Annotated in this window: 24 protein-coding genes, 1 tRNA gene and 1 other RNA gene; 18 read left to right on the forward strand and 8 right to left on the reverse strand. The window is 64.5% G+C overall.

The genetic code is table 11. The annotated features are described in order from the left end of the window. The first annotated feature begins 105 nt into the window (after positions 1-105). Positions 106-2,004 (forward strand): signal peptide peptidase SppA, encoded by a 1,899-nt coding sequence (gene sppA, locus QOL62_RS01250; protein ID WP_283404882.1) that lies wholly within the window; start codon positions 106-108, stop codon positions 2,002-2,004. Positions 2,005-2,068: 64 nt separating this feature from the next. On the opposite strand, the gene QOL62_RS01255 is transcribed toward sppA, so the two are convergent. Further along, entirely contained in the window at positions 2,069-2,233 is a 165-nt protein-coding gene (locus QOL62_RS01255; protein WP_199183773.1) for a hypothetical protein, read from the reverse strand. Between the two features lie 147 nt (positions 2,234-2,380). Here QOL62_RS01255 and QOL62_RS01260 point away from each other — a divergent pair. Next, positions 2,381-2,465 (forward strand) — tRNA-Leu (locus tag QOL62_RS01260). Positions 2,466-2,540: 75 nt separating this feature from the next. Further along, positions 2,541-4,091 carry a trigger factor gene (tig, locus tag QOL62_RS01265; protein ID WP_283404883.1) on the forward strand — a complete coding sequence of 517 codons (1,551 nt, stop codon included), beginning with the start codon at positions 2,541-2,543 and terminating at the stop codon, positions 4,089-4,091. 78 nt (positions 4,092-4,169) lie between these two features. Here the strand turns inward: tig and QOL62_RS01270 are convergent, their stop codons facing one another. Together QOL62_RS01270 and QOL62_RS01275 are read right to left on the reverse strand one after the other, a co-directional pair. Beyond that, positions 4,170-4,868, reverse strand: coding sequence for a hypothetical protein (locus tag QOL62_RS01270; RefSeq protein WP_233203793.1), 699 nt, complete (start codon positions 4,866-4,868; stop codon positions 4,170-4,172). A gap of 93 nt (positions 4,869-4,961) precedes the next feature. Continuing rightward, positions 4,962-5,615, reverse strand: a complete 654-nt coding sequence (locus QOL62_RS01275; protein WP_283404884.1) for a 5'-methylthioadenosine/S-adenosylhomocysteine nucleosidase — start codon at positions 5,613-5,615, stop codon at positions 4,962-4,964. Positions 5,616-5,733: 118 nt separating this feature from the next. On the opposite strand from QOL62_RS01275, the gene QOL62_RS01280 reads away from it, so the two are divergent. The 4 genes from QOL62_RS01280 (at position 5,734) to QOL62_RS01295 (ending at position 9,379) form a co-directional block, all read left to right on the forward strand. Next, the gene (locus QOL62_RS01280) at positions 5,734-6,126 is read left to right on the forward strand and encodes a hypothetical protein (RefSeq protein ID WP_103728401.1); all 393 of its coding nucleotides are present in this window, start codon (positions 5,734-5,736) and stop codon (positions 6,124-6,126) included. Between the two features lie 177 nt (positions 6,127-6,303). Continuing rightward, positions 6,304-6,969 (forward strand): ATP-dependent Clp endopeptidase proteolytic subunit ClpP, encoded by a 666-nt coding sequence (clpP, locus tag QOL62_RS01285; RefSeq protein WP_103728402.1) that lies wholly within the window; start codon positions 6,304-6,306, stop codon positions 6,967-6,969. A gap of 121 nt (positions 6,970-7,090) precedes the next feature. After that, on the forward strand, positions 7,091-8,353 hold the full coding sequence (gene clpX, locus QOL62_RS01290) for an ATP-dependent Clp protease ATP-binding subunit ClpX (protein WP_283404885.1): 1,263 nt from the start codon (positions 7,091-7,093) through the stop codon (positions 8,351-8,353). A 171-nt stretch (positions 8,354-8,524) separates the two neighbouring features. Further along, on the forward strand, positions 8,525-9,379 hold the full coding sequence (locus tag QOL62_RS01295) for a VOC family protein (RefSeq protein WP_103728404.1): 855 nt from the start codon (positions 8,525-8,527) through the stop codon (positions 9,377-9,379). Here QOL62_RS01295 and QOL62_RS01300 read toward each other — a convergent pair. Then, entirely contained in the window at positions 9,376-10,323 is a 948-nt protein-coding gene (locus QOL62_RS01300) for a cation diffusion facilitator family transporter (protein WP_283404886.1), read from the reverse strand. The two genes, QOL62_RS01295 and QOL62_RS01300, sit on opposite strands and share 4 nt — an antisense overlap. Positions 10,324-10,674: 351 nt before the next feature. Here QOL62_RS01300 and QOL62_RS01305 point away from each other — a divergent pair, with 351 nt between their 5' ends. Beyond that, positions 10,675-13,212, forward strand: coding sequence for a TonB-dependent receptor (locus QOL62_RS01305; RefSeq protein WP_283404887.1), 2,538 nt, complete (start codon positions 10,675-10,677; stop codon positions 13,210-13,212). Between the two features lie 153 nt (positions 13,213-13,365). Continuing rightward, positions 13,366-13,974 (forward strand): carboxymuconolactone decarboxylase family protein, encoded by a 609-nt coding sequence (locus QOL62_RS01310; protein ID WP_283404888.1) that lies wholly within the window; start codon positions 13,366-13,368, stop codon positions 13,972-13,974. 8 nt (positions 13,975-13,982) lie between these two features. On the opposite strand, the gene mtgA is transcribed toward QOL62_RS01310, so the two are convergent. The 3 genes from mtgA to QOL62_RS01325 all read right to left on the reverse strand — a co-directional run bounded on the left by mtgA (position 13,983) and on the right by QOL62_RS01325 (position 16,784). Further along, on the reverse strand, positions 13,983-14,648 hold the full coding sequence (gene mtgA / locus QOL62_RS01315; protein ID WP_103728408.1) for a monofunctional biosynthetic peptidoglycan transglycosylase: 666 nt from the start codon (positions 14,646-14,648) through the stop codon (positions 13,983-13,985). 193 nt (positions 14,649-14,841) lie between these two features. Continuing rightward, positions 14,842-15,753 carry an RNA polymerase sigma factor RpoH gene (rpoH, locus tag QOL62_RS01320; protein WP_103728409.1) on the reverse strand — a complete coding sequence of 304 codons (912 nt, stop codon included), beginning with the start codon at positions 15,751-15,753 and terminating at the stop codon, positions 14,842-14,844. A gap of 89 nt (positions 15,754-15,842) precedes the next feature. Next, positions 15,843-16,784 carry an RluA family pseudouridine synthase gene (locus QOL62_RS01325; RefSeq protein WP_283404889.1) on the reverse strand — a complete coding sequence of 314 codons (942 nt, stop codon included), beginning with the start codon at positions 16,782-16,784 and terminating at the stop codon, positions 15,843-15,845. 18 nt (positions 16,785-16,802) lie between these two features. Here QOL62_RS01325 and QOL62_RS01330 point away from each other — a divergent pair, with 18 nt between their 5' ends. The 4 genes from QOL62_RS01330 (at position 16,803) to rnpB (ending at position 19,074) form a co-directional block, all read left to right on the forward strand. Next, a complete protein-coding gene (locus QOL62_RS01330) occupies positions 16,803-17,195 on the forward strand; it encodes a M67 family metallopeptidase (RefSeq protein ID WP_103728411.1) in 393 nt (130 codons plus the stop codon). 42 nt (positions 17,196-17,237) lie between these two features. Continuing rightward, positions 17,238-17,879, forward strand: coding sequence for a histidine phosphotransferase family protein (locus tag QOL62_RS01335; protein WP_103728412.1), 642 nt, complete (start codon positions 17,238-17,240; stop codon positions 17,877-17,879). Positions 17,880-17,904: 25 nt separating this feature from the next. Beyond that, complete coding sequence (locus tag QOL62_RS01340) at positions 17,905-18,609, forward strand: N-acetylmuramoyl-L-alanine amidase (protein WP_283404890.1); 705 nt, start codon at positions 17,905-17,907, stop codon at positions 18,607-18,609. 9 nt (positions 18,610-18,618) lie between these two features. After that, positions 18,619-19,074, forward strand: an RNA gene (rnpB, locus tag QOL62_RS01345) — RNase P RNA component class A. 11 nt (positions 19,075-19,085) lie between these two features. Here rnpB and QOL62_RS01350 read toward each other — a convergent pair. After that, positions 19,086-19,874: a metallophosphoesterase gene (locus tag QOL62_RS01350; protein WP_283404891.1), complete on the reverse strand. Its 789-nt coding sequence runs from the start codon at positions 19,872-19,874 to the stop codon at positions 19,086-19,088. Positions 19,875-20,069: 195 nt separating this feature from the next. Here QOL62_RS01350 and QOL62_RS01355 point away from each other — a divergent pair, with 195 nt between their 5' ends. The 5 genes from QOL62_RS01355 (at position 20,070) to QOL62_RS01375 (ending at position 24,875) form a co-directional block, all read left to right on the forward strand. Next, positions 20,070-20,501 carry a VOC family protein gene (locus QOL62_RS01355; RefSeq protein ID WP_283404892.1) on the forward strand — a complete coding sequence of 144 codons (432 nt, stop codon included), beginning with the start codon at positions 20,070-20,072 and terminating at the stop codon, positions 20,499-20,501. A gap of 183 nt (positions 20,502-20,684) precedes the next feature. Then, positions 20,685-22,079, forward strand: coding sequence for a glycosyl transferase family protein (locus QOL62_RS01360; RefSeq protein ID WP_283404893.1), 1,395 nt, complete (start codon positions 20,685-20,687; stop codon positions 22,077-22,079). Between the two features lie 32 nt (positions 22,080-22,111). After that, positions 22,112-23,164, forward strand: coding sequence for a hypothetical protein (locus tag QOL62_RS01365; protein ID WP_283404894.1), 1,053 nt, complete (start codon positions 22,112-22,114; stop codon positions 23,162-23,164). A gap of 47 nt (positions 23,165-23,211) precedes the next feature. Next, positions 23,212-24,126, forward strand: a complete 915-nt coding sequence (locus QOL62_RS01370; RefSeq protein WP_103728418.1) for a sulfite exporter TauE/SafE family protein — start codon at positions 23,212-23,214, stop codon at positions 24,124-24,126. Further along, complete coding sequence (locus tag QOL62_RS01375) at positions 24,123-24,875, forward strand: TIGR02186 family protein (RefSeq protein WP_103728419.1); 753 nt, start codon at positions 24,123-24,125, stop codon at positions 24,873-24,875. The genes QOL62_RS01370 and QOL62_RS01375 overlap by 4 nt, the downstream gene beginning before the upstream one ends. Positions 24,876-24,910: the final 35 nt, after the last annotated feature.

The following is a 24,910-nucleotide window of genomic DNA, read 5'->3' on the forward strand; positions in this document are numbered from 1 at the left end:
ACAAGACCGGCCGAACGCCGTGAGGCGGGGGAACCGCCGGATGCGCCGCCCCTTTTCCAATGCGCCTTGCAGGAGGTAAGGCTGCACCGGAAAGGTATTCGTCACATGAGATTCGCGCGCAAGGTCTGGAAGCTGCTCGTCGCCGTGAAGGACGCGCTGACGCTGCTGTTCCTGCTTGCCTTCTTCGGAGCGATCTACGCCGTCCTGATGGCACGTCCTGTCGGCGGACGGGTCGAGGAGGGCGCCTTGTTGCTCCGCCTCGACGGCACCATCGTCGAAGAGAAGAGCGCTGCCGATCCCTTCGGGCTGCTCATGGCCTCGGGGGGGCAGATCGGCGAGTTTCAGGCGCGTGATGTCGAACGCTCGCTTCGGCTTGCGGCAACGGACACGCGGATCAAGGCCGTCGTGCTGGATCTATCGCGCTTCCTCGGCGGCAGCTACGTCCACCTGCACGGCATCGGCGAGGCCATGGACGCAGTGCGCAAGGCCGGGAAGCCGGTGCTGACATTTGCGAACGCCTATGCCGACGACGGAGTGCAGCTTGCCGCTCACGCAAGCGAAGCCTGGGTCGACCCCATGGGCGGCGCGATCGTCACCGGGCCGGGCGGCAACCTGCAATTCTACAAGGGCCTGTTCGACAAGTACGGCGTCACCGCTCACGTATTCCGCGTCGGAACCTACAAGAGCGCGGTCGAGCCATACCTGCGCAGCGACCTTTCGCCGGAAGCGCGGGAGGATTTCAAGATGGTGCTCGACGCGCAGTGGAACGCCCTGCGCGCGGAGATCGCCCGGGCCCGGCCCAAAGCACAGATCGACCGCGTCGTTTCGGACCCGGTCGGCTGGACCAGGGCTTCGGGCAACGACCTGGCCAAGGCCGCCCGGGCGGCCGGCCTGGTTGACCGCATCGGCGATCAGACCGAGTTCGAAAAACGGGTCGAGAAGCTCGTCGGCGTCAGCACCATGGCGCGCGACGATACCGATGCGCCGGGCTACGCGCATACGCCGCTGAAGACCTGGCTTGCCGCACATCCCGAGAAGGCCGAAGGGGCAGGCATCGCCGTGGTCACCATCGCGGGCGAGATCGTCGATGGCAAGGCAGGGCCGGGGCGCGCAGGGGGTGATCGCATTGCGCGGCTGCTCGACGAGAACCGGGACGCCGGGATGAAGGCGCTTGTCGTCCGCATCAATTCCCCCGGCGGATCGGTCATGGCGTCGGAGCGCATCCGCCGCGCCATCCAGCGCTGGCGCGACGCGAAGATACCCGTGGTCGTCTCCATGGGGCCGGTCGCGGCGAGCGGCGGGTACTGGGTGTCCACACCCGCCCAGCGCATCTTTGCGGAGCCGGCGACACTCACCGGCTCGATCGGCGTGTTCGGTTTCATGCCCAGCTTCGAGAAGACGCTGGCGGATTTCGGCGTCACCAGTGACGGCGTTCGCACCACCCCGCTGGCCGGGCAGCCCGACCTCCTTGGCGGCCTCACTCCGGAGGTGGAAGCGATCCTTCAGGGCTCGGTGGAAGGAATCTACGGTCGGTTCGTGGGATTGGTCGGGCAGTCGCGCGGCAAGTCGGCGCAAGAGGTCGATTCCATCGCTCAGGGGCGCGTATGGCCGGGCGCCGAAGGCCAGCGCATCGGCCTTGTCGATCAGATGGGCGGCCTCGACGATGCGCTGGCCCATGCAGCGAAGCTTGCCGGGGTCGGCAACGGCAAATGGTACGCGGAGTACCTGATGGAGCCGGCGGACCCGTTCACGTCTCTGTTGGAAAGCCTGATGCCCGCATCGCGCGAACAGGCCGGGGCTTACGACGTCCCCGGCCTGCTCGCCGCGCGCCAGCGAATGCAGATGGTCCAGGCTGTGTCCGGCCTCGAGTCCGTTCTCGGCGCGCAAGGCATCCAGGCCTACTGCCTCAGCTGCGGCGCCGCGCCGGGGGACCGCAGCGTCCCGAAGCCGCCGCGCGGGGACTCGCCCATGATGCTCGTCGCGCGGCTGGTGGGCTTGCGATAGGTACGAAAACGGCGGGAGGAGCCATCCTCCCGCCGGTCACCGGCAGATTGCCGCTCCGACGCCGTCAATCGGGCGGCGGAAGTTCCGTGGGGGCGTTGTCTGGCTGATCGTAATCCGGCCCCTCGGCGGGAGCTTCTTCCGGTCCGCCGGGAACCCCGGGGTCGTTGCCGGGCGTCGGGAATTCGGCGGGCGTGTCGCCCGGATTGTCGGCTGGAGGCTGCGTGGCCATGGTCGTCCTGCTCCGTTTTCACCCGCTCCCTTAACCCACTTGGGCACCGTCCGGTCCAACTGCAACCCCGCGATGCGACTCGTCGCACTTGCCCTTTGCCGCGCGACGCTATAAGCGCCCGTGCCTTGAGTTTCAGGCTACACTCATGCGGGCGTGGCGGAATTGGTAGACGCGCTGGTTTTAGGTACCAGTATCGAAAGATGTGGGGGTTCGAGTCCCTTCGCCCGCACCAATCCGTCACCTGTGCGAGGGCAAGCCGCGTAATGCTGGCCCATGGGCCACTTGGATTGCACAGGAAGGCATCGAAATGCAGATCGTCGAAACGACCAACGAAGGCCTGAAGCGCGCCTATACGGTCACCATTCCCGCCGCCGCCATCACGGCGAAGATCGAGGGCGAGGTCAAGAAGATCGCGCCTCAGGTGAAGATGCCCGGCTTCCGCCCCGGCAAGGTGCCTGCCAACCTCGTCAAGAAGATGCACGGCCCGGCGATCCACCAGGAAGCGCTGAACACGTCGATTCGCGAAGCGATGGACAAGCTTGTCGCCGACAACGCTCTGCGTCCCGCGATGAATCCCGACGTCTCGCTCGCCGAAGGCTACGAAGAAGGCAAGGACGCCGAACTGACCGTCAGCCTCGAAGTGCTGCCGCAGATCGAAGCCCCGTCGCTCGAAGGCCTGAAGCTCGAGAAGCTGACCGTGCCGGTGTCGGACGAAGCTGTGACCGAGGCGGTGGAGCGCATTGCTTCGCAGCAGCAGCGCTTCGAAACGAAGGACGGCGAAGCCGCTGACGGCGACCAGGTCATCATCGACTTCACCGGCAAGCTCGACGGCGTCGAGTTCGAAGGCGGCAAGGCCGAGAAGGCTCCGCTGGTCATCGGTGCGGGCCGCTTCATCCCCGGCTTCGAAGAGCAGCTGACCGGCGCGAAGGCGGGTGAAGAGCGCACCATCACCGTCACCTTCCCCGAGGACTACCCGGCCGAGAACCTCGCCGGCAAGGAAACCACCTTCGACATCGTCGTGCACGAAGTGAAGGCGCCGGCCGAATCGAAGCTCGACGACGACTTCGCCAAGGAACTGGGTCTTGAGAGCCTGGAGCAGCTGCAGGGCCTGCTGCGCGGCCAGCTGGAGCAGGAAACTGCCGGCCTGACCCGCACTGCCATGAAGCGTTCGCTGCTCGACCAGCTTGCCGCCGGCCATGACTTCGACGTTCCGCCGACGATGGTCGAAGCCGAATTCTCGCAGATCTGGCAGCAGCTCGTGCAGGAAGCCCAGAACGAGGAAGATCCGGCCGCCGCTTTGGAAGAGATCGAAGCCGAGAAGGACGACTACCGCAAGATCGCCGAGCGCCGCGTGCGCCTCGGTCTGCTGCTTTCGGAAATCGGCCAGACCAACGGCGTGGAAGTGACCGCGCAGGAAATGTCGATGCTGGTCTCGCAGGCCGCTTCGCAGTACCGTCCGGAAGACCGTCAGCGCTTCGTCGAATACGTCCGCCAGGACCCGATGATGGCCGCACAGCTTCGCGCGCCGCTTTATGAAGACAAGGTCGTGGACTTCCTCATCGAGAAGGCCGAAGTCACCGAGCGTGAAGTGACCCGCGAGGAACTGCAGGCCGCGATCGAGGCTGACGCGGACGGCGAGAAGCCGGCAGAACCGAAGAAGGCGAAGAAGGCTTCGACGAAGGCTGCCAAGAAGGACGCCGAGGAAGCTCCTGCCAACGAAGCCGAGGCTGAGGAAAGGCCGAAGAAGGCTCCCGCCAAGAAGGCCGCCGCCAAGAAGGCTGACGACGCCGAGGGCGACGACGCCAAGCCTGCCAAGAAGGCTCCGGCCAAGAAGAAGGCCGCTGCCAAGGAGGACTGATCCCCTTACGCGGTTCGTGAAAAGAGGCCCGGTGCAGCGATGCACCGGGCTTTTTCGTTTCGGCGCCAGCGCTGGTCGTCAGTCCTTCAGCTGGCCGAAGGGAACCAGCTTGCGCGCCAGCACGGCGGCTTTCTTGCCATCATTGGCCCGCAGCGCCGGCAGTACGGCCAGAGCGGCGCGCTGCATCAGTGCATCGAGGGGGCTCTTGGCTGATGCCTTGGAAGCCGCCTCGGCCCATTGCCGGGCAAGAGAGATGTCGCCGGGATCGTTGCGGATCTGCAGCAGGGCAGCCAGGCCGGGAAAGAACGCGCGGTTGCCGCCCAGCGCTACCGCTTTCGCCAGCGCGGCCTTGCCGGTGCTCGCCCGTGCGCCCAGCGCAGTGCGGGCAAGGAAGCCGCCCAGCTCGTCCACCGCGCCCAGATGCCAGCCGGCGATCGCCATCTGCATCTCGGGATCGCGCGGGTTCTGCGCAGCCAGCTTCTGGAACACATCGCGCGAGGCGCGCACGTCCGAGCGGCTGCGGGTGAGCTTGCCGCGATAGCCGACGGCGATGGCACGCTGCAGTGTAGCCTCCCGGTCTTCGGGACGGCTTGCAAGGGTCCGTTCCGAGACGAGGATGGCCTGCCCCACGAGGTCGAGCGCACGGGCCTTGGACCCGGTCTGGAACGCGGCCGTGGTCAGCAGTTCGCGCGGGGTCTGCGCGTGGGCCGCGGCAGGCGTGAGGATGGCGATGGGAGCAACAAGTGCGGCGAAGGCTGGCAGAGGCGAACGATACACAAGATCTCCCGCAAAGCTGGACGGCGGCAGGATGACCGAACACCAGGGCTAGCGCCAGCGGTTATCGGCGGTACGTTCGCTCCCGCTGGCCGGTCACCATGGAGCCGGGGCGGAGCTCTCCCTCGGATCCGCGCCGGACAGCGCGGCGCCCAGGGCGTCCACGGCAATGGCGAGGCGTTCGTCGAGCGCCGCTAGAAGGTGAGTCCAGCCGGACAGGGCCTCAAGCTCGCCCGGACCGTCGGAGACGCCGCGCAGGCCGATCATCGGCACGCCGAAACGCTGGCATGCGCGCAAGACCGCGAACGTCTCCATGTCGACCAGATCTGCGTCGATCCGCGCGTAGTCCTCCCCGCCGACGATGTCGCCGCCCGTCGACAGCGAGGCGCGGGGGACGTCGGGCAGAAGTGCGGGAATCGCGAGTACTGCCGGAATATCCGAGAAGGGCGTGACCCCTCTCGGGAAACCCAGGCGCGATGCGTCCATGTCCCGCCACGATACGCTGTCGACCTGGTACACGTCGCCCAGCGTGCACCGCCGCGACCCGGCCGAGCCCAACGAGACGACGAGGTCGGGGAGTTCACCCGTTGTCTGCAGCTGCTGGAGGCAGGCGGTGGTGCCGATTGCGGCTTCCACGGGACCGACGCCGGTGATCAGCGGCGTCATGCGCGCCTGCAGGTGGGCGCCGTACTCGTGATCGGTGGCCATGATGAACAGCACGCGCTTGTCCGCAATGCGGGTGGGGGTCATCTCTTTGCTCCTGCAGGGCGCTCGCGGCCGAAGTGGCAGCGGCCATTACGTCAGGGGCATGGGGCACGGCAACCGGCGCGGGGTTGATCCGGGGCGCTTTCGGTACCAAGTCTGCGCCATGCAACCTCACACACGCTCGCTCATCGCCGCGTCGGCTTTCGCCGTGGTCACCGGACGCAAGGTCGCCGGCCTCTTTGATCACGCCCTGGGCGGCGACCGGCGCATTGCCGCCGAATGCCGTGACGGCCGTCTCCAGGGGATCGACGGCGATCGCGGCGCGAAGTTCGGGGGCACATTGCCCGAGATCTTCGACGCGGTGGACAAGGCCTTCATCTCGCTGGAGGAGGACGGGCAGGGCGTGAGGGGATACGACCGGGGATCGGCCACCTTCTACACAGCGCGCGTGGCGGACGGACTGGTGCAGGTCTACGATCACGGCGCCGACGCATGGTTCGCGTACGACGTCCAGGATCCGGACGCGGTCAGCGGTTACCACCGCGCTGCCGGGTAAGGATCCCGGGCCTGGTCACGCGGGACCGCCGTGACGGAGGTTGGCCGGGCAAACGCATCGCCGTGCATGGCTGCGGACCCGGTTCTCCCAAGCGCATTGCCGATCGATGGGTTAACCCCCTTGAACATCGCGGCAAGCCACGCGACATAGGCGAGGCAAATCGTAAAGAGGACTCTCATGCTCGACCTGTTCGGCGCCTCCAGTGCCCAAGGAAAGTTCACCACCGATCCCGTTACCGGCGCTCTCGTGCCGATGGTCGTCGAGCAGACCAGCCGCGGCGAGCGCTCCTTCGACATCTATTCGCGCCTGCTTCGCGAGCGCATCGTATTCGTGACCGGACAAGTCGAGGACCACATGGCCTCGCTGATCGTCGCTCAGCTGCTGTTCCTCGAATCGGAAAATCCCTCGAAGGATATTTCGATGTACATCAACTCGCCCGGTGGCGTGGTGACGGCCGGCATGGCGATCCACGACACCATGCAGTACATCAAGCCGCGCGTCTCGACCGTGTGCATCGGTCAGGCCGCGTCGATGGGCAGCTTCCTGCTGGCCGCCGGCGAGCCGGGCATGCGCATCGCGCTGCCGAACGCCCGCATCATGGTTCACCAGCCTTCGGGCGGTGCGCAGGGCATGGCCAGCGACATCGAGATCCAGGCGCGGGAAATCCTGCGGATGCGCAAGCGCCTGAACGATCTCTACGTGAAGTACACCGGCAAGTCTCTCGACGAGATCGAGAAGGCCATGGACCGTGACACTTTCCTCGAAGCCGAGGAAGCACTGGCCTTCGGTCTGGTCGACAAGGTGTTCGAAACCCGGCCCGATGCCGACAAGGCGGACGGATAACAGCTCGAAAGTGGGGCCGGCTCTTCATGCTATCGCAAGCAAAATGGCGGTAGAGTTGCAAAAGCGGCTCCCCACAGAGTAGAGTCAGCGAGTCGCCTCGCATGGAGGCCTAAGACGGAAAATGACGAAATTGAGCGGATCTGACGCGAAAAGCACCCTTTACTGCAGCTTCTGCGGCAAGTCGCAGCACGAAGTGCGCAAGCTGATCGCGGGCCCAACGGTGTTCATCTGCGACGAGTGTGTCGAGCTTTGCAACGATATCATTCGTGAAGAGACGAAGGCCGGAATAGCGGGACGCAAGGACGGCGAAGTCGTCTCTCCCCGCGAAATCTGCGAGACGCTGAACGACTACGTGATCGGTCAGGAGCGTGCGAAGCGCGTCCTGTCGGTGGCTGTCCACAACCACTACAAGCGCCTCAAGCACAGCGGCAAGCAGGGCGACGTCGAACTTTCGAAGTCGAACATCCTGCTGGTCGGGCCGACCGGCTCGGGCAAGACTCTGCTCGCGCAGACCTTGGCCAAGACGTTCGACGTGCCCTTCACCATGGCGGACGCCACGACCCTCACCGAAGCGGGCTACGTGGGTGAGGACGTGGAGAACATCATCCTCAAGCTGCTCCAGGCTTCCGACTACAACGTCGAGAAGGCGCAGCAGGGCATCGTCTACATCGACGAGATCGACAAGATCAGCCGCAAGGCCGAAAACCCGTCGATCACGCGCGACGTGTCGGGCGAAGGCGTGCAGCAGGCGCTGCTCAAGCTGATGGAAGGCACCACCGCCTCCGTTCCCCCGCAGGGTGGACGCAAGCATCCGCAGCAGGAATTCCTGCAGGTGGACACGACGAACATCCTGTTCATCTGCGGCGGCGCTTTCGCAGGTCTGGAAAAGATCATCGCGGACCGTCTGCAGAAGCGTTCGATCGGTTTCGGCGCCCATGTCGCCGACCCGGACAAGCGCCGCGTTGGCGAACTGCTCCAGAAGGCGGAGCCCGAGGATCTTCTGAAGTTCGGTCTGATCCCCGAATTCGTCGGCCGTCTGCCGGTGATCGCGACCCTTAACGACCTCGACATCGAGGCGCTGGTCAAGATCCTCAAGGAACCGAAGAACGCGCTGATCAAGCAGTACGCCCGCCTGTTCGAACTTGAGGACGTGGAGCTCACCTTCACGGATGAGGCACTCGAGGCGATCGCCCAGAAGGCGATCGACCGCAAGACCGGTGCGCGCGGCCTGCGCTCGATCGTCGAAGGGCTGCTGCTCGACACCATGTTCGACCTGCCGACCGAGCGTGACATCGCCGAGGTCGTGGTTGACAAGGAAGTGGTCGAAGGCCGCAAGGAACCGGTCCGGGTTCTCAAAGGCGACAAGGCGGAGGCCGCCGCCTGACGCCGCCGGCGTAAGCGACCTGATAAGACGCGAGGGCCCGGTCAGTTCGGCTGACCGGGCCCTCGCGTCCGAGGGATCGCTCCCGCGCGATATCGGTGCTGCATGCAAAGGCTACCTTGGCACAGCCGGGGCGCTGCCACACTCTCTGCGCAAAGACACGGAGGGACAGATATGGCTGCACGCATCGCGGTGACCCGGGTGATCCACACCATCCACGCCGTCGCGGATATTCACGCCTGCCGCGCCCTTTACCAAGATGCGCTTGGGGGCCTCGTTTTCGCTGAAAACTACTTCCCTGCGGAGGACAGGGATGCAGCCTTGCTTTACGTGACAGATCACATGGTCGAACCCATGGCCGCCCGCCATCCCGACGATCTGGGCAAACCCTTCGCCCGGCAGTTTGCGCGCATCGGCGAATCCTTCCACTCCTTCGAGCTTAAGGTGGCCAACGGAAGGGAAGCGAGCGCTGCCTTCCGTGAGGCGGGCTGCACGGTCGCCAGCGACTATGGCGTGTTCTTCTTCGTGAAGCCCGAGTCCACGGGTGGGGTTCTTCTTGAAGTCTGCGAGCTGCCGATGCCGAACGACCCTTGGGACCGCGGGAACTGGAACCCTGCGGTCAGCGCCGGGCATCACGCGACGGTGAAGGGGCTGGATCATATTGCCTGCGTCACGAAGGATATCGACGCCGCGATCCGCTTCTTCACGGAAGTGATCGACGGCCATCTGCTTGAGGACGCGCGCACGACGTTGCCGCAGGCTGGCCGCCGAGTGCTTCTTCAGGTCGGCGATACCCGGGTGGCTTTCACGCAGCCGGACGAGGTCCGGGAGGGGGCGCTGGCGGCCTTTCTCCATAAGGAGCAGAATGGCATCTACGCGCTCGTGTGGCGAATCGCGGACGAGGACCAGGCGCGCCGCCACTTCGCGCAGAAGTTGTCCCTGCGCCTGACGGAGGAGGGGTGCGTGTCACAGGGATTCGCCATCGAGCCGGCTGACTTCATGGGGGCGCGGCACGAATTCGTCGCCTAGACGGCCGCTTCGTTCTCCAGAGGACAGCCTCCATGGTCATCGAATTCCACCTGAAGGGTGGAATGCGCGATGCCGAAGTCGTGCTCCAGCTGCTCTGCCACCCTGTGCAGGAAGCTGTTACCCGGTTGCCCCTGCGGCATTACGAGATGCGCGGTGAGAGCGGTTTCCGTCGTACTCATCGGCCAGATGTGAAGATCATGCACCCGCATTACGCCGGGCTGACTTTCCAGCAGGGCGCGGACCTTGGCCGCGTCGATGCCTTCCGGGACGCCGAGCATCCCCATACGCAGCGAATCGCGCAGCAGGCCCCAGCTCGACCACGCGATCACGGCAGTGATGATGAGCGATGTGACGGGATCGATGAGCGCCTCGCCGGTCCAGCGGATGAGCAGCCCGGCAATCACTACCCCGACGGAAACCAGCGCGTCCGCCATAAGATGCACGAAGGCGGCGCGCAGGTTGATGTCGGAGCGGGCGCCTTTCGCAAAGAGCAACGCGGACAAACCGTTCACGGCGATGCCGATTCCGGCAACGATGACCATCGTGGTGCCGCCCACCGCTTCGGGAGAGGGGAGACGGCGAAGCGTCTCGACAAGAATGGCGCCGATCGCCACCCAGAGAAGCGCGGCGTTCGCAATTGCGGCAAGAATGGACGAACTCTTGAGCCCGTAGGTAAAGCGCTGCGAAGGAGGTCTGGCCGACAGTACGGATGCGGCCCAGGCGAGTGCGAGAGACAGCACATCGGACAGATTGTGCCCGGCATCCGCCACGAGGGCCATCGAACCACTGAAAAGCCCTGCCGCAAATTCCGCAATCACGAAGGTCACGTTGAGCGTCAGTGCGATGGCAAAAGCCTTCCCCGCATTGGCCGGCGGTGCATGGCTGTGCCCGTGGTGATGTCCGGCATGATGTCCGTGACTGTGATGATGATGTCCAGCGCCCATGATCTTTGACTGACAGGCGGCGCCCGGTTCTTCAACTGTTCTTGAGCAAGAACTCCGACCGAGTAGCGGCACGGAAGTTTGGCAAACCACGGCCACCCGCATCTGTGGCATTTATGTCGCAGATATTCCTTAGGGTTGTTTCGCTAAGCATCTGAAAACACGCCCTTAATTCTCACCGCGTAAAAAGGTTCCCAGACGGGGTCATGAAATTTCCTAATGGCGCAGCTATTTGAATCCAAAATGTCAAAGAGTTGTCATATGGGGCTGCTCTTAGCAGCCGCAGCAAAACGCGGCCGGAAAAATTTCGTCGCACTCGAGACCACTCTAACCTGTAAAGCTCAGGGGCATTGCATGAAATTCACCTCACTCCTTTCGACGGCGACCAGCACGATTGCTGTCGGCGCCGCATTCCTCGCTGTCCCTGCAGTCGCGCAGTCGACGGGATCTTCGGACTTCGAAAACACGATCGTCGTCACGGGCGGTCGTATCAACGAAGGCGTAGCGGGCGTGCGTACCCCGGACTCGCCGAAGGCAAAGGTTGAGGTCAGCCAGGAGTTGATCAGCGCGCAGCGTGCTGGGCAGTCGGTCAACGAAATCATCAACCTGGTGCCGGGCGTCAGCTTCACCAACAACGACCCTTGGGGTTCGTCGGGCGGTTCATTTACGATCCGCGGCTTCGGCTCGGACCGCATCTCGCAGACGCTGGACGGCATTCCCCTGAACGACTCCGGGAACTACGCAGTCTACACCAATCAGCAGGTTGATGCCGAGCTGATCGAGACCGTAAACGTCAATCTCGGCTCCACCGACGTGGACAGCCCCACCCCGGCAGCCGTCGGCGGCACCGTTAACATCAACACCAAGGTTCCTGACGACAAGTTCGGAATCATCACCAGCATGTCCTACGGCGACATCGCTGCAGAAGGTTCGGGCGGTGAAGACCGTTCGTTCCAGCGTTTCTTCGCCAAGGTCGAAACCGGCGAGTTTACCTCGGCCGGCACCAAGGCGTGGTTCTCGGGCTCGTACTCGCGTAACGGCGCCACCTTCGCCAACTACGGCAAGGTTGAAAAGAAGCAGTTCAACGGCAAGATCTACCAGCCGATTGGCGTTGACGGCGACTTCATCTCGCTCGCCGGTCACTACAACGTAAACCGTAACAACTTCGGTGGCTCACCGTTGAGCGCGCAGGCGATCCGTCTCGATAAGGACCTCCGCTTCTACGACGTTGCCGGCGGCATTCCTTGCACCACCGGCCCCACGGGTTCAGGTGACTTCCCGGATGCACCCAACAGCTGCGGTTCGCAGTTCGAGCGCCGCTACAACCCCTCGAACACCGGCAACCTGCGTCTGAACTCGCTGTTCCACCTCAGCGATAAGCTGACCCTGTCGATCGACGGCGCCTACCAGTCGGTGAAGGCGAACGGCGGCGGCACGTCTGTTGCTATCGAAGGGTATGCTCCGGGCGGCTTCACGGGTGTCTTCTTCCGCACCGAACCGACGCTCGCCGCGCGCGGTGCGGCTTATTACTACTACGGCAACGTCGACCTTAACGGTGACGGTGTGACTGGTTCGGGCGATGCCGTCCGTATCCTGTCGCCGAGCCAGACCAACACCCGTCGCTGGGTGGCCATTGCGAACCTCGCCTACGAGATCGACGACGCGAACAGCCTGCGCCTCTCGTACAGCTTCGACCGCGCGCGTCATCGCCAGACGGGTCCGGGTGGCTTCCTGAAGGCAAATGGCGAGCCCTTCGATGTGTTCCCGATAGATGATCCGATCCTCGACGAGTACGGCAACCGTATCGACAAGCGCGACCGCCTGTCCTACGCGACGCTGCATCAGATTTCCGGTGAATATCGCGGTCGCTTCTTCGACGATCAGCTGACGGTCCTTCTGGGTCTTCGCGCTCCGTTCTTCGAGCGTGAACTGAACCAGTACTGCGTGACCACCAGCGCCAGCGGCAACGTCAACTGCGTCGGCAGCAGCCTCGTGGGTGACTACCTCGAAGCCAATCCGAGCGCCGTTGGCCCGGCGTCGCGCACGATCAAGTACGATAAGGTGCTGCCGAACCTCGGCGCTGTGTTCAAGCTGACGCCGGCCCTGAGCATTGCGGCCAGCTACGCCAAGAACATCTCGGCTCCGAGCACCGACGCGCTCTACGGTACGTTCTTCTACGAGGCTAGCGACCCGCTCGCGCGCCGCGTGGCCGAAACGTCGGACAGCTTCGATGTCAGCTTGCGCTACGCCAGCCCGGTCCTCCAGGCTGCGATCACCGGCTGGTACTCGAAGTACAAGAACCGCATCGTCACCGCGACGGACATCGACGGCAACTCGACGGATACGAACCTGGGTGTCGTGAAGAAGTATGGCGTGGACGCGAGCGTCGGCGTACTTCCGATCCCGGAACTGTCGCTTTACGCCTTCGCTTCGTACATCAACTCGGACATCCAGAACGATGCGTTCGTGGGCAGCTGCACGGCAGACTTCCTCGCTGCCGACCTGTGCTACGTGGATGCGAGCGGCGACTCGTATCTGCGCACCAGCGGCAAGCGTGAGCGTCAGGCTCCCGACTGGCTGGTCGGTGGTCGCGCCGAGCTGAACCTCGGCGACTTCTCGGCTGGCGCACAGGCGAAGTACACGGGCAACCGCTACCTGAACGACATCAACTCGGTGAAGTTCAAGGGCTACACGGTGGTCGACCTCAACCTGCGCTACAAGCTCGAGAGCCTCGGCCTCGACAAAACCGAAGTGCAGCTGAACGTCACGAACTTGTTCGACAAGTTCTACGTCGGCTCGTTCAGCGGTTCGCTTGCTTCGCCGGGCAGCGGTGACTTCGTGAACTTCGGTTCGCCGCGCGCCATCAGCGCCACGCTGGTGATGGGCTTCTGATCCCAACGCTTTGCTATCGGAACAGGGAAGGGGAGGGACCGTGAGGTTCCTCCCCTTTTTTCATGCCGCCCATCACTCGGGCGCTATCGGACGCCGTCGTGTTGCCTGTCGACCTTGCGCCGCTAGCCTGTGGTCAGGGACGGGAGAGCGAGCATGGCATGGGACCCGACGGCGCGTGAACGGCAGATCCTGGGAGCTGCGGAGCGGCTCTCTCCTGTGGGAGCGGATGCTCTGGATGAGCGGCATTTCCAGGCGATGGAGCAACTTCGGTTGTTGTACGGCCACCCCGAAACGGTCCCGCTCGCGTCCTTCTTCGCGAACCTGGCGCACAGTCCGGAGTTTTTCGCCGCGTACATCCAACTGGGCGTGACCATCTCGATGCACAGCGCCTTGCCGCGGCGCTTACGTGAGCTGGCGATCCTGCGCACCGCGTGGTTAACCGGCGCGCCCTACGCCTGGGGTGAGCATGTTCATGCCACGCAGGGCGGGCTGCTGTCGGAGCAGGATATCGCCGCCATCATCGAGGGCTCGCTTTCGATGGCGTGGGGCGATCTCGAACGGGCGGTCCTGCAAGCCGTGGAAGAGCTGCACGCCGATGCCCTGATCGGCGATGCGACATGGTCCGTGCTTGCGGGGCATCTGGAGGAAAGGCAGCTGGTGGAGCTCCTCATCCTCATCGGCCACTATGTGACCACCGCCTATCTTCAAAACAGCCTGCGAACCGCCCTGACCGCTCATGGCCGCGGCCTGTCGGCGCGCTGACGGTCCGCTTATTCGTACACGCAGGCGTCGTAGCCGTCGCGCTTGACGGTAGCGATACGGGCGGCGATGGTGTTGCCGTAGCGGCGCGTGAAACCCGCCGGGCTCTTCACGGCGCGAGTCTTCGGGCTGGGCAGGGCAGCCGCCATGCGACCTGCCTGGGTGGGCGTGAGCTGGGCGGCGGACTTGCCGAAGTATCGCTGCGCGCCCGCTTCCACGCCATAGGTTCCGATGCCGGTCTCTGCGACGTTGAGATAGACTTCCATGATCCGACGCTTGTCCCACAAGGTTTCGATCAGGAAGGTGAACCACACCTCCAGCCCTTTGCGCAGGTAGCGGGTCCAGCCTTCGCCCTGCCAGAGGAACACGTTCTTGGCTGTTTGCTGACTGATGGTGGAGCCGCCACGGATGCGGCCGCCTTTCGCGTTGCGCTCCATGGCCGCTTCGATCGCCTCGGTGTCGAAGCCGTTGTGGGAGCAGAACTTGCCGTCTTCGGCGGCGACCACCGCGGCAACCATGTTCCGGTCGATTCGGCTGAGCGGCACCCAGTCCTTGGTGATGCCGTTGCCGTCGATCAGCATCGTTACCGTGACGGGCGGCGGCACGAATCGATAGAGCACCGTAAGCCCCACGCTGATCGCGACGAACCAGACGATGATCTTGGCGAGAAGGCGCATGAAGGACGGGAACCCTGGCTGAGAAAAGAAGGCTCCCCCTCTAGTCCAAGTTCCCGGCCGGGCGCCAGCCCATCGCGCTGCCATTGGTTGCGCGGCGATGCGACGATGCGGCGTTCGGGCGAGGGCTGGAGGGCAATGAAAAAGCCGGGTCGTCCTTGCGAACGGCCCGGCTTTCGACTGGGGTGTGCCTATATCAAAGCGCCGGCAGCAGCTTTCGGTCACCGGCAATGCGGTTCATTGCCTTCTGCAGCTTTTCGAAGGCGCGGACCTCGATCTGGCGAACGCGTTCACGGCTGACCGAGTAAACCTGGCTGAGCTCCTCAAGAGTCTTGGGGTCGTCCGTCAGGCGGCGCTCGGTCAGGATGTCTCGCTCACGGTCGTTGAGCGAGCCCATGGCTTCGACCAGCATTTCGTGACGAACCGAAGCTTCCTCCGCGTCGGCGACGGTTTCGTCCTGGAGCGGGCGGTCATCCTGAAGGATGTCCATCCACTGGCCCTCGCCTTCCTCGCGCAGGGAGACGTTCAGCGATGCATCGCCGCCCATCATCATGCGCCGGTTCATATTGACGACTTCCTGCTCGGACACGCCCAGCGTGGTCGCGATCTTGGCGACGTCTTCCGGGTGAAGATCCGTATCCTCGTAGGCATCGAGGTTCTTCTTCATGCGGCGCAGGTTGAAGAACAGCTTCTTCTGCGCCGCCGTCGTGCCCATCTTCACGAGGCTCCACGAGCGCAGGATGTACTCCTGGATCGATGCCTTGATCCACCACATGGCATATGTGGCGAGGCGGAAGCCCCTTTCGGGCTCGAACTTCTTGACGCCCTGCATCAGGCCGATGTTCCCTTCGGAAATCAGCTCCGACACGGGCAGGCCGTATCCACGGTAGCCCATCGCGATCTTCGCGACGAGCCGCAGGTGGCTGGTCACGAGCTGGGCTGCGGCCGCTGGATCCTGATGTTCCGAATAGCGCTTGGCGAGCATGTATTCCTGCTCAGGAGCCAGCACCGGGAACTTGCGGATTTCGGACAGGTAGCGGTTGAGGCTCTGCTCACCACCCAGGGCCGGCACGCTCGGCAAGTTTCGTTGGTTGTTGCTCACGTTCATCCGTCCTTTCTAGGTCGGCACACGGTCAAAGACCCTTGAAGGCGTCTTAGCTTGTGGCCACCTGTTCACGATAGCACATAAATGCGATTTCAGTGTCGCAGTTCGTCGATCAATGTCCGCATATCGTCGGGCAGGGGGCTGACGAAGTGGACCCTTTCCCCAGAAACGGGGTGGACGAAGCCCAGTTCCGCAGCATGCAAGGCTTGTCGCGAAAAACCGAGCCTCTGGAGACTCGAGCGAAGGGGGGAAGGCGTTCGTCCATAGACAGGATCCCCTAATAGCGCATGGCCTATTGACGCCATGTGAACGCGCACCTGATGGGTCCGTCCGGTTTCGAGCCGACACTCCACCAAGGAGGAATGGCGGAGCGGTTCGAGAGTGCGGAAATGTGTCACCGCATGCTTGCCGCGGCCGTCGTCTACGAGAGCCATTTTCTTGCGATCGTGGACGGACCGGGCGATCGATCCGCGTACCGTGCCGCTTGCCGGCACCGGACGTCCGCCGACGATCGCCTGATAGGCCCGCTCGATGGAATGATCGGCGAACTGCACCGCAAGGCCCTCGTGCGCCTTGTCCGTCTTCGCGACGACCAGCAGGCCGGAGGTGTCCTTGTCGATGCGGTGAACGATGCCGGGCCGGGCGACGCCGCCTATTCCCGACAGTTGGCCCCGGCAATGGTGAAGCAGTGCGTTTACGAGCGTTCCGTCGAGATTGCCCGCAGCCGGGTGGACGACGAGTCCGGCCGGCTTGTCGACGATGACGAGATGGTCATCCTCGAACACGATGGCCAGCGGGATGTCCTGCGCGATCGCTTCGGCGGGCAGGGCCTCCGGCACGGCGATGGCGAAAGGCACGCCAGCCTCGATCTTGAGGGACGCCTGCTTCACGGGCTTTCCGGCAAGCGTAACCCGTCCCTCGCCCATCAAGGCCTTCACGCGCTCCCGGGAAAGGCCGCTGGCCTCCGCCAAAGCCTTGTCGATGCGGCCGCCGGTCGCGACTTCGCCTTCTATGATGTTTGCGATGACCCCCATTGCCGATAGGATTTGGGGATGATCCTTGAAGTGACAAGTGCCGTCATCATGAAACTGCGCGAAGACGCGTCTCGCGCCGCGCCTGAGGAATGCTGCGGACTGCTGCTGGGGCGGCACGGGCGAATAGAACAGGCGCAGGAAGCGGCGAACATCGCTCCCGACCCGCGCCGCCGCTTCGAGATCGACCCCGCAGCCCTGTTCGCAGCGTTCAAGGCCGCCCGCGGCGAGGGCGCGCAGGTGCTCGGATACTACCACTCCCACCCGACGGGCGATGCGAGGCCCTCCGCTACGGACAGGGAACATTCCACCGGGGATTCGCGCATCTGGGCGATCATCGCGGATAGCGAGGTTGCTTTCTGGCGCGATAACGCCAATGGATTCGCGTCCCAGCCATTTCGCATCGTGCAGTAAGCGAGGCGATAGCCCAAGTAGTACGGAAAGCAGCTGAAACCCATGACCACGAGTTCAATCGAACTTGCCAGCCTCCTGTGTTCGCGCCTGTGCCACGACATGCTTAGCCCGGTCGGCGCGCTCACCAATGGTCTTGAACTGCTCGCCGATGAGAAGGACCCGGAGATGCGGCAGCGCTGCTTCGAGCTTCTCGATCAAAGCGCGCGTATTTCCACGGACAAGCTGCGGTTCTTCCGCCTTGCTTTCGGCGCCGCCGGTGGCTTTGGCGAAATGGTCGCGGTGAGCGAGGCAAAGGTCCTCGTCGATGCGCTGGTCGCAAACAACCCGCGCGTGACCCTGGCCTGGGCGCTGCCGAGCGATTCGATGCCCAAGGCGGCCATTAAGACACTTCTCAATTTCGCGCTGATCGGCCTTGAAGCGCTGCCCCGGGGCGGCACGCTGGAAATCGCGGCCGAATACCGCGACGATCACAGTGAGCTTGTGGTGCGTGCCGCCGGGCCACGTATCGCTTTCGACCGCACGATCGGCAGTGCTCTTGAAGGGACTTTGCCGGAAGGGGAGCTGTCGAGCCGGACGGCGCCTGCCGCGATGCTGTGCCAGCTTGCGCGCGAGCTGAAGGGGCAGTTGCAGTACGTGCTTGCGGAAGACGCGCTGGTGCTGGGCGCCATGCTGCCAAGGGCCTGAACACACTTCCGCGGAGAGGAGCGCGATGAACCGCTGGCTGGTCAACCGGACCGTGGCGTCTCCCAACTGGAACGAGCGCAAGCTGCCGGTCAGCATGGTGGTGCTGCACTACACCGGCATGAACTCGGCCGACGAAGCGCTTTCGCGCATGTGTGACCCGGCCGCGGAAGTCTCGGCCCACTACATGATCGATGAGGAGGGCTGCGTCACCGCGCTCGTCCCCGAGGACAAGCGGGCCTGGCATGCGGGGCGCTCCTACTGGCGCGGCGAAACCGACATCAATTCGGCGAGTGTGGGGATCGAACTTGTCAATCCGGGGCACGATTGGGGCTATCGGCCTTTTCCCGAGGCGCAGATGGCCGCGCTCCTGCCCTTGCTGGCAAGCATCATGAAGCGCCACGACATTCCCCGGGCGAACGTCGTCGGCCACTCGGACATCGCGCCCTCCCGCAAGCAGGATCCGGGTGAGCTCTTCGACTGGGACAGGCTTGCGGAACTGCGGCTGGCGCTGGGTACGCCGAGGGCCCGGATGAACCTGTTCTATGACAACCCCGGCGCCTTCTACCTCGCGCTGGAGCGCTTCGGCTACGACATCACCGATGGCCGTGCGGCGGTCACCGCGTTCCAGCGGCGGTGGCGGCCGGCGATCGTCGACGGGCAGATCGATGGGGAAATCGGCGGCATCCTCTTCGAACTTCTGTTGGAGCGCGACACCGGCCGTGCTAGGTGACCGCCCGCGTCGGGGAGCCGGGCAGCCGCGGGGTCGCAAGACCGCGAGGAAAGTCCGGGCTCCACGAAACAAGGGTGGCGGGTAACGCCCGCCGGGCGAGGAAGGCTTCCAGGCCTTCCGAAGCCTAGGGAAAGTGCCACAGAGAGCAGACCGCCGATGCTTCCTCAGGGAAGCAGGTAAGGGTGAAAGGGTGCGGTAAGAGCGCACCGCGCTTCCGGTAACGGAAAGCGGCTTGGCAAACCCCACTCGGAGCAAGACCGAATAGGGGCTGCGCGCCGGCGTCGCGAAAGCGGGGGATCGGCGGGTTCGTTTCGGACCCAGGCAGCCCGGGTTGGTCGCTTGAGCGATGCAGCGATGCATCGCCTAGAGGAATGGCTGCCGCCGCGGCGTAAGGTCCCTCGGGCTTCGGCCTTCATGGGGAGACCACGCCAGGTACAGAACCCGGCTTACAGGCTCCCCGGCGCAATCACGAAAGCTCAGGCCGCTTTGCTGCGGGCCTCTTCCACTTCGCTCGCGGTGAGGAACCAGCGGTCGGTCCCTTCGAGGCCAATGGCGGTCAGCGTTCCGTGCAGGAAGGCGCCGGTATCGATGCCAATGCGGTTGCTGCAGATGTCCGGCTGCGGGGTGATGGTGTGGCCATGCACGACGAAGCCGCCGAAGTCTCCGCGATGGCTGAGGAACGGTTCGCGAATCCAGCGGCAGTCCCGGCCACGCTGCTGGTCAAGCGGGGTATCGGGCCGTACGCCAGCATGGACGAAGACATAGTCTCCGATGCAGACCAGTTGCTTGAAACCCGCGAGGAAATCGATGTCTTCCTGCGGAATGGCGGCGTTCATCAGCCGCTGCGCCTCCTCCCAGTCCGCCTCGCGCAGCACGTCTTTGTCGACACCATAGGACAGTATCGTTTCCGTGCCGCCAAACTTGAGGAAGCTGCGCAGGGCCTCCACGTCCTCCCGGGAGACGAGAAGCATCTCTTCGTGGTTGCCCTGGATGTATTCGACCCGGCGGCGGGCGCCCCAGTTCCTTGCCCGGCGGACGACGGCAGCGCTGTCTTGGCCGCGATCGATCAGGTCCCCGAGAAGCACGACTGTGGTCTGCGCAGGGCCGCGCTCGGCATCGTCCCGCTCGATAGCCGTTATCAACTGCTCGAAAAGATCGGCGCGGCCGTGGATGTCTCCGACGGCGTAAACCCGTTCGCCCGGGGGCGTCGAAGGAACTTGGCGATTATCAGCCCGGCCCAGAATCTTGCGTATGGTGTTCAGCATTGTATTGCCATGGAGTATAGCCGTCGCAGAAATCGGGCACAACCCGTTGCGAATACGGAGATCGCTGCCGCGGGGCGGCCCGGCGACGGATCCTGGTGGGGCAGATGCCGTCGAAAACTCCTGGGCACTGCCCTTGCCAGCCTGTCGACGGGGTCTATCTACGCTCCTCGAAAAGACCATTCACAAGGCCCTTCCATGACACGATACCTTCACACGATGATCCGCGTAACCGATGCGGAGGAGACCGTCCGCTTCTTTGAACTCATCGGTCTGCGCGAGACGCGCCGCTTTTCCAACGAGAAGGGGCGGTTCACCCTGATCTTCCTCGCCGCGCCCGGGCAGGAAGACGCCGAGGTCGAGCTGACGTACAACTGGCCCGCTGAGGACGGTTCCGCCGAAACGTACACCGGCGGCCGCAACTTCGGCCATCTGGCCTTCCGGGTCGAGAACATCTACGAGACGTGTCAGCGGCTCGCCGATGCGGGCGTCACGATCAACCGCCCCCCGCGCGACGGGCACATGGCGTTCGTGCGTACGCCGGACGGCATCTCGATCGAGCTGCTTCAGGAAGGCCATCTCGAACCGGCGGAACCCTGGGCGAGCATGCCCAACGTGGGCAGCTGGTAAGCCATTGACCAGACCGGCCGAGAACGGCCGCCTTTGCTTCGGCCATTAACATTCTGACATTGAACAAAAGCTCATTTGCCCAGCACGCATGGCCCGGAATACCCGGAGCCTGCGCCGGATCGTAGCTACACGGTCCGGCGCGGGCTTCGGCCCCGGGGGAGCAAAGTGCCAGTACCGCAAGCGTTGACTGACGTCGTCCTCTATCTGGAGACGCTGGAGCATGAACTTCTGCTCTTCGCGGCGTTCTGGATCGTGATCGGCGCCCTTGATGAACTCGGCCTCGATCTGTGCTGGCTGAGCTTGCGCCTTCTCGGGCGGGGGCGCTCCAGCCGGATCTCCGAAGCCGAGGCTGGCGCACCTCTGAGCGGCGGTGCGGCGGTGATCATTGCCGCGTGGCAGGAGGCCGATGTCATTGGCCATACCGTGAGGCACGCCCTTTCCGCATGGCGGCAACGCGACTTCACGCTCTATATCGGGTGCTATTGCAACGACGCGGCGACGATCGCGGCGGTGATGGAGGCCAGCAGCGACGATCCGCGCGCCAGGATCGTGATCACGCAGAACCCGGGGCCGACTACCAAGGCGGACTGCCTGAACCGCATCTACGCGGCCTTGTGCGACGATGAGGCGCGCCATGGCAGGCGGTTCCGCTGCGTCGTGCTGCACGATGCCGAGGATATGGTTCATCCCGCCGAACTGGCGGTGATCGACAGGGCGCTCGACCACGCCGATTTCGTCCAGCTCCCGGTGCGCGCGGAACTTCTGGAATCGTCGCCATGGATCGCGGCGCACTACGCGGACGAGTTCGCCGAAACGCATGGCAAATCGATGGTCGTGCGTGACGCCCTCGGCGCCGCGATACCGGCCGCCGGCGTAGGCTGCGGGTTCGCGCGGGAGATGATCGCCCGCATCGCGGCGCAGCGCGGCGGGGGACGGGGCCCGTTCGCGGCGGAGTGCCTGACGGAGGACTACGAACTCGGCCTTCTGGTCACGCGCGAAGGCGGCCGTTCGCGTTTCCTGCGCGTTCGCGACGAGCAAGGGGCGCTTGTTGCGACGCGTGCCTACTTCCCCGCACGGCTCGAGGATGCCGTGCGCCAGAAATCTCGCTGGATCCACGGCATCGCCTTCCAAGGCTGGGACCGGCTTGGCTGGAGCAGCGGCTGGGTGGACATGTGGATGGCGCTGCGGGACCGGCGGGGGCCGTTGACAGCGGTCGTGCTTGCCTGCGGGTACGCCCTCTTGCTGGCCGAGGGGCTGCTTCAGCTTGCCGCATCTGGCGGGCTTTCCGGCGGCCCTGTCATGTCGCCTCTCCTCGAAGCGCTGGTTGTCATCTGCCTGGTCAGCTTCTTCTGGCGCTGCGCCTTCCGCATCGCCTTTACGTCCCGCGAATACGGCATTGTCGAGGGGCTGGGGGCGATCATGCGAATACCGGTGGCGAACCTCATTTCCATCCTGGCCGGCTGGCGCGCTGTCTCGGCCTACGTGCGCACCCTGTTCGGCGGAGCGGTCCGCTGGGACAAGACGCGGCATGACGCGCATCCGGCCGCGCTTGCGTTCCGCTCGGAGGCAGTGCTTTGAGCCGGGGGAAGATTGCGCGTGGTCATCCGCTCGTGGCTTTGCTCGCGCTGCTCGGCGGTTGGGTGGCGGGCAGGGCGGCCACATGGGAAGCGCCGGTCGCCCGCGCGAGTGCGGCGGTGGAGGCCGCCGATATGTCCCTGGTCCCGGGACCCCAGTCGCTTCCGGACATTCAACCAGTTGCGCCTCTAATCGCTTTCGGAGCGAATCCACCCTTTTCCTCACCTCTGTCGCTTACCGCGCCCGCTCCGCCTGCGGCCCTTCCGGTGTACGGTCATTGGAGCCGGGCGGCAGAGCACGGCGCGGCTCTGACGCACCTGGGCCGGGACTTCGCATCGTTGACGGCGCAGCCCCGTTTCTTTGCTCCGGAAATACCGGGTGCGGAACTGCCGCTGCCGCCGGGTCTTCCGGCCTTGCCGCCGCATGCCCGGCGCTGGTCCATGGATGCGTGGGCCTTGCTGCGCCGGGACGGAGCTTTGTCGGCCGCTTCGGCCGGCGCGCTGCCGGCCACGTACGGGGCAAGCCAGGCGGGCGCCATCCTGCGGTATCGGTTGTCGATGAGCAGCCCGCAGCGTCCAAGCCTTTATCTCCGCAGCACGTCCTCGGCAGGGCAGGTCCGCGAGACCGGCCTTGCACTGGGATTTTCAGGCAGGCCCAGAGGCAGCATCCCGATCGTGGCCGCCGTCGAAGGCCGAATGATCGACCAGGCGGGCCAGCGTCGCATGCAAGCCGCTGCGATGGTCGTGACGGAACTGCCCACGTTTACGCTTCCCGCAGGCTTTCGCGGCGAAGCGTATGGACAGGCGGGTTACGTCGCGGGCGATTACTCCACCCCGTTCGCGGACGGGCAAATCCGCGCCGACACCCCTCTCTTCAGCACGCGATCGCTTTCGGCCCGAGTGGGGGCGGGTGTGTGGGGCGGCGCTCAGAAAGGGGCAGCCCGGCTTGATGCAGGCCCCAGCGCGTCGCTCGCGATGCCTCTCGGGCGCGGGCTGAACGGGCGCGTCGCAGTCGACTGGCGCTTCCGGCTGGCCGGAGCCGCGGAGCCCGGTTCCGGCCCCGCCGTGACGCTATCCGCAGGATTCTGAAACGCGGCTTTTCCCCGGGGCGATGCTGCGGTAGCGAGTGTCTCGCCATGGATGTCTATCTTCCCATCGCCAATCTGTCGGTCAACGGCCTCGTCATCATCGCGTTGGGGGCGCTTACGGGCGTGCTCTCGGGCATGTTCGGTGTGGGTGGGGGCTTTCTCACCACGCCGCTGATGATCTTCTACGGCATCCCGCCGACGGTCGCCGCCGCTTCCGCCGCCAGCCAGGTGACCGGTGCGAGCGTCTCCGGCGTTTTCGCACATACGCGGCGCGGCGGCGTGGATTACCACATGGGCGGTGTAATGGTGGCGGGCGGGATCATCGGCACGGGCCTTGGCGCGGCGCTGTTCAACCTGCTTGAGCGGCTTGGCCAGATCGATACGGTGATCAACATCCTTTACGTTCTCCTGCTGGGTTCCATCGGCACGCTGATGGCGCGCGAGAGCATTCAGGGAATTCGCGCCGAAAAGAGCGGCGTGCCGGTCGCCGCGCGCAAGCGCCGTCACCATCCGATGGTGGCAAGCCTGCCGATGCGGTGGCGGTTCTATCGCTCCGGCCTCTACATCTCGCCCCTGGCGCCCTTGCTGCTGGGCGTCGCGACCGGCATTCTGACGATGCTTATGGGCATCGGCGGGGGTTTCGTGCTCGTACCGGCCATGCTTTACATCCTGGGCATGAGCGCGAACGTGGTCGTCGGAACGTCCCTGTTCCAGATCCTCTTCGTCACTATGGCCACGACCATGATGCACGCCCTGACCACTCGTGCGGTGGACATCGTTCTCGCCTCACTGTTGCTGCTTGGATCGGTTTCCGGTGCTCAGATCGGCGCTCAGTTCGCGCAGAAGGCCAGTCCCGTGAAACTGCGCCTTGTGCTCGCCCTCATCGTCCTGCTCGTGGCGGGGCGCATGGCGCTTGGGCTCGGCTACCGTCCGGACGAGATCTATACGGTCGCACCGCTGTGAGGGTCTTCATCGCCCTGCTGGCTCTTCTTGCGCTGACCGGGGCCCGTGATCCGATCCTCGTGCCCGAGGTTTCCCAGCACAAAGTGGACCTGCAGCAGGGGTTCACGGGGACGGAACTTTTGCTCTTTGGCGCCGTCCTGACGCCGGAAGGATCACGCGCGGCGCAGGATTACGACATCGTGGTCGTACTCAAGGGCCCGACCCAGTCCATCGTGCTGCGGGAGAAGGAGAAGGTCGCCGGCGTGTGGATCAATGCCGCCAGCACCGAACTGCGCAGCGCGCCCAGCTACTATGCCATCGCATCGAGCCGCCCGATTGCCCGGATCGTGGACGAGAAGACCGCCGCGATCTACGAACTTGGCCTCAAGTGGCTGCAACTCTCCCCGATCGGAGCGATTGACCCTGAGGAACAGGCGCGTTTCTCGGCCGGTCTCGTCGACCTCAACAAGCGCATGGGTCTCTATCGCGAGGAGGAGGGCGGCGTCACCGTGAAGGAGCAGGTGCTCTATCAGGCGCGAATAGAACTGCCTTCGCGGGTGCCGACCGGCATCTACACCGCCGAGACCTTCGCGATTTCGAAGGGGCGCGTTGTCGCCTCGGCCAGCAGCGAGGTCGAGGTACGCAAGCTGGGCGTGGAGCGCGCCATTGCCGATTTCGCGGAGAACTACGGCTTTGCCTATGGCCTGCTGGCAGTGTTCGTCTCGGTGGCGATGGGGTGGCTGGCGGGTCGCCTGTTTGCCCTGATCTGACCTCTTAGCTTCCGGTTAACCCTCTGGCCCTAGGC

The sequence above is a fragment of the Novosphingobium panipatense genome (genome assembly GCF_900182875.1).
Lineage (GTDB): Bacteria > Pseudomonadota > Alphaproteobacteria > Sphingomonadales > Sphingomonadaceae > Novosphingobium > Novosphingobium panipatense.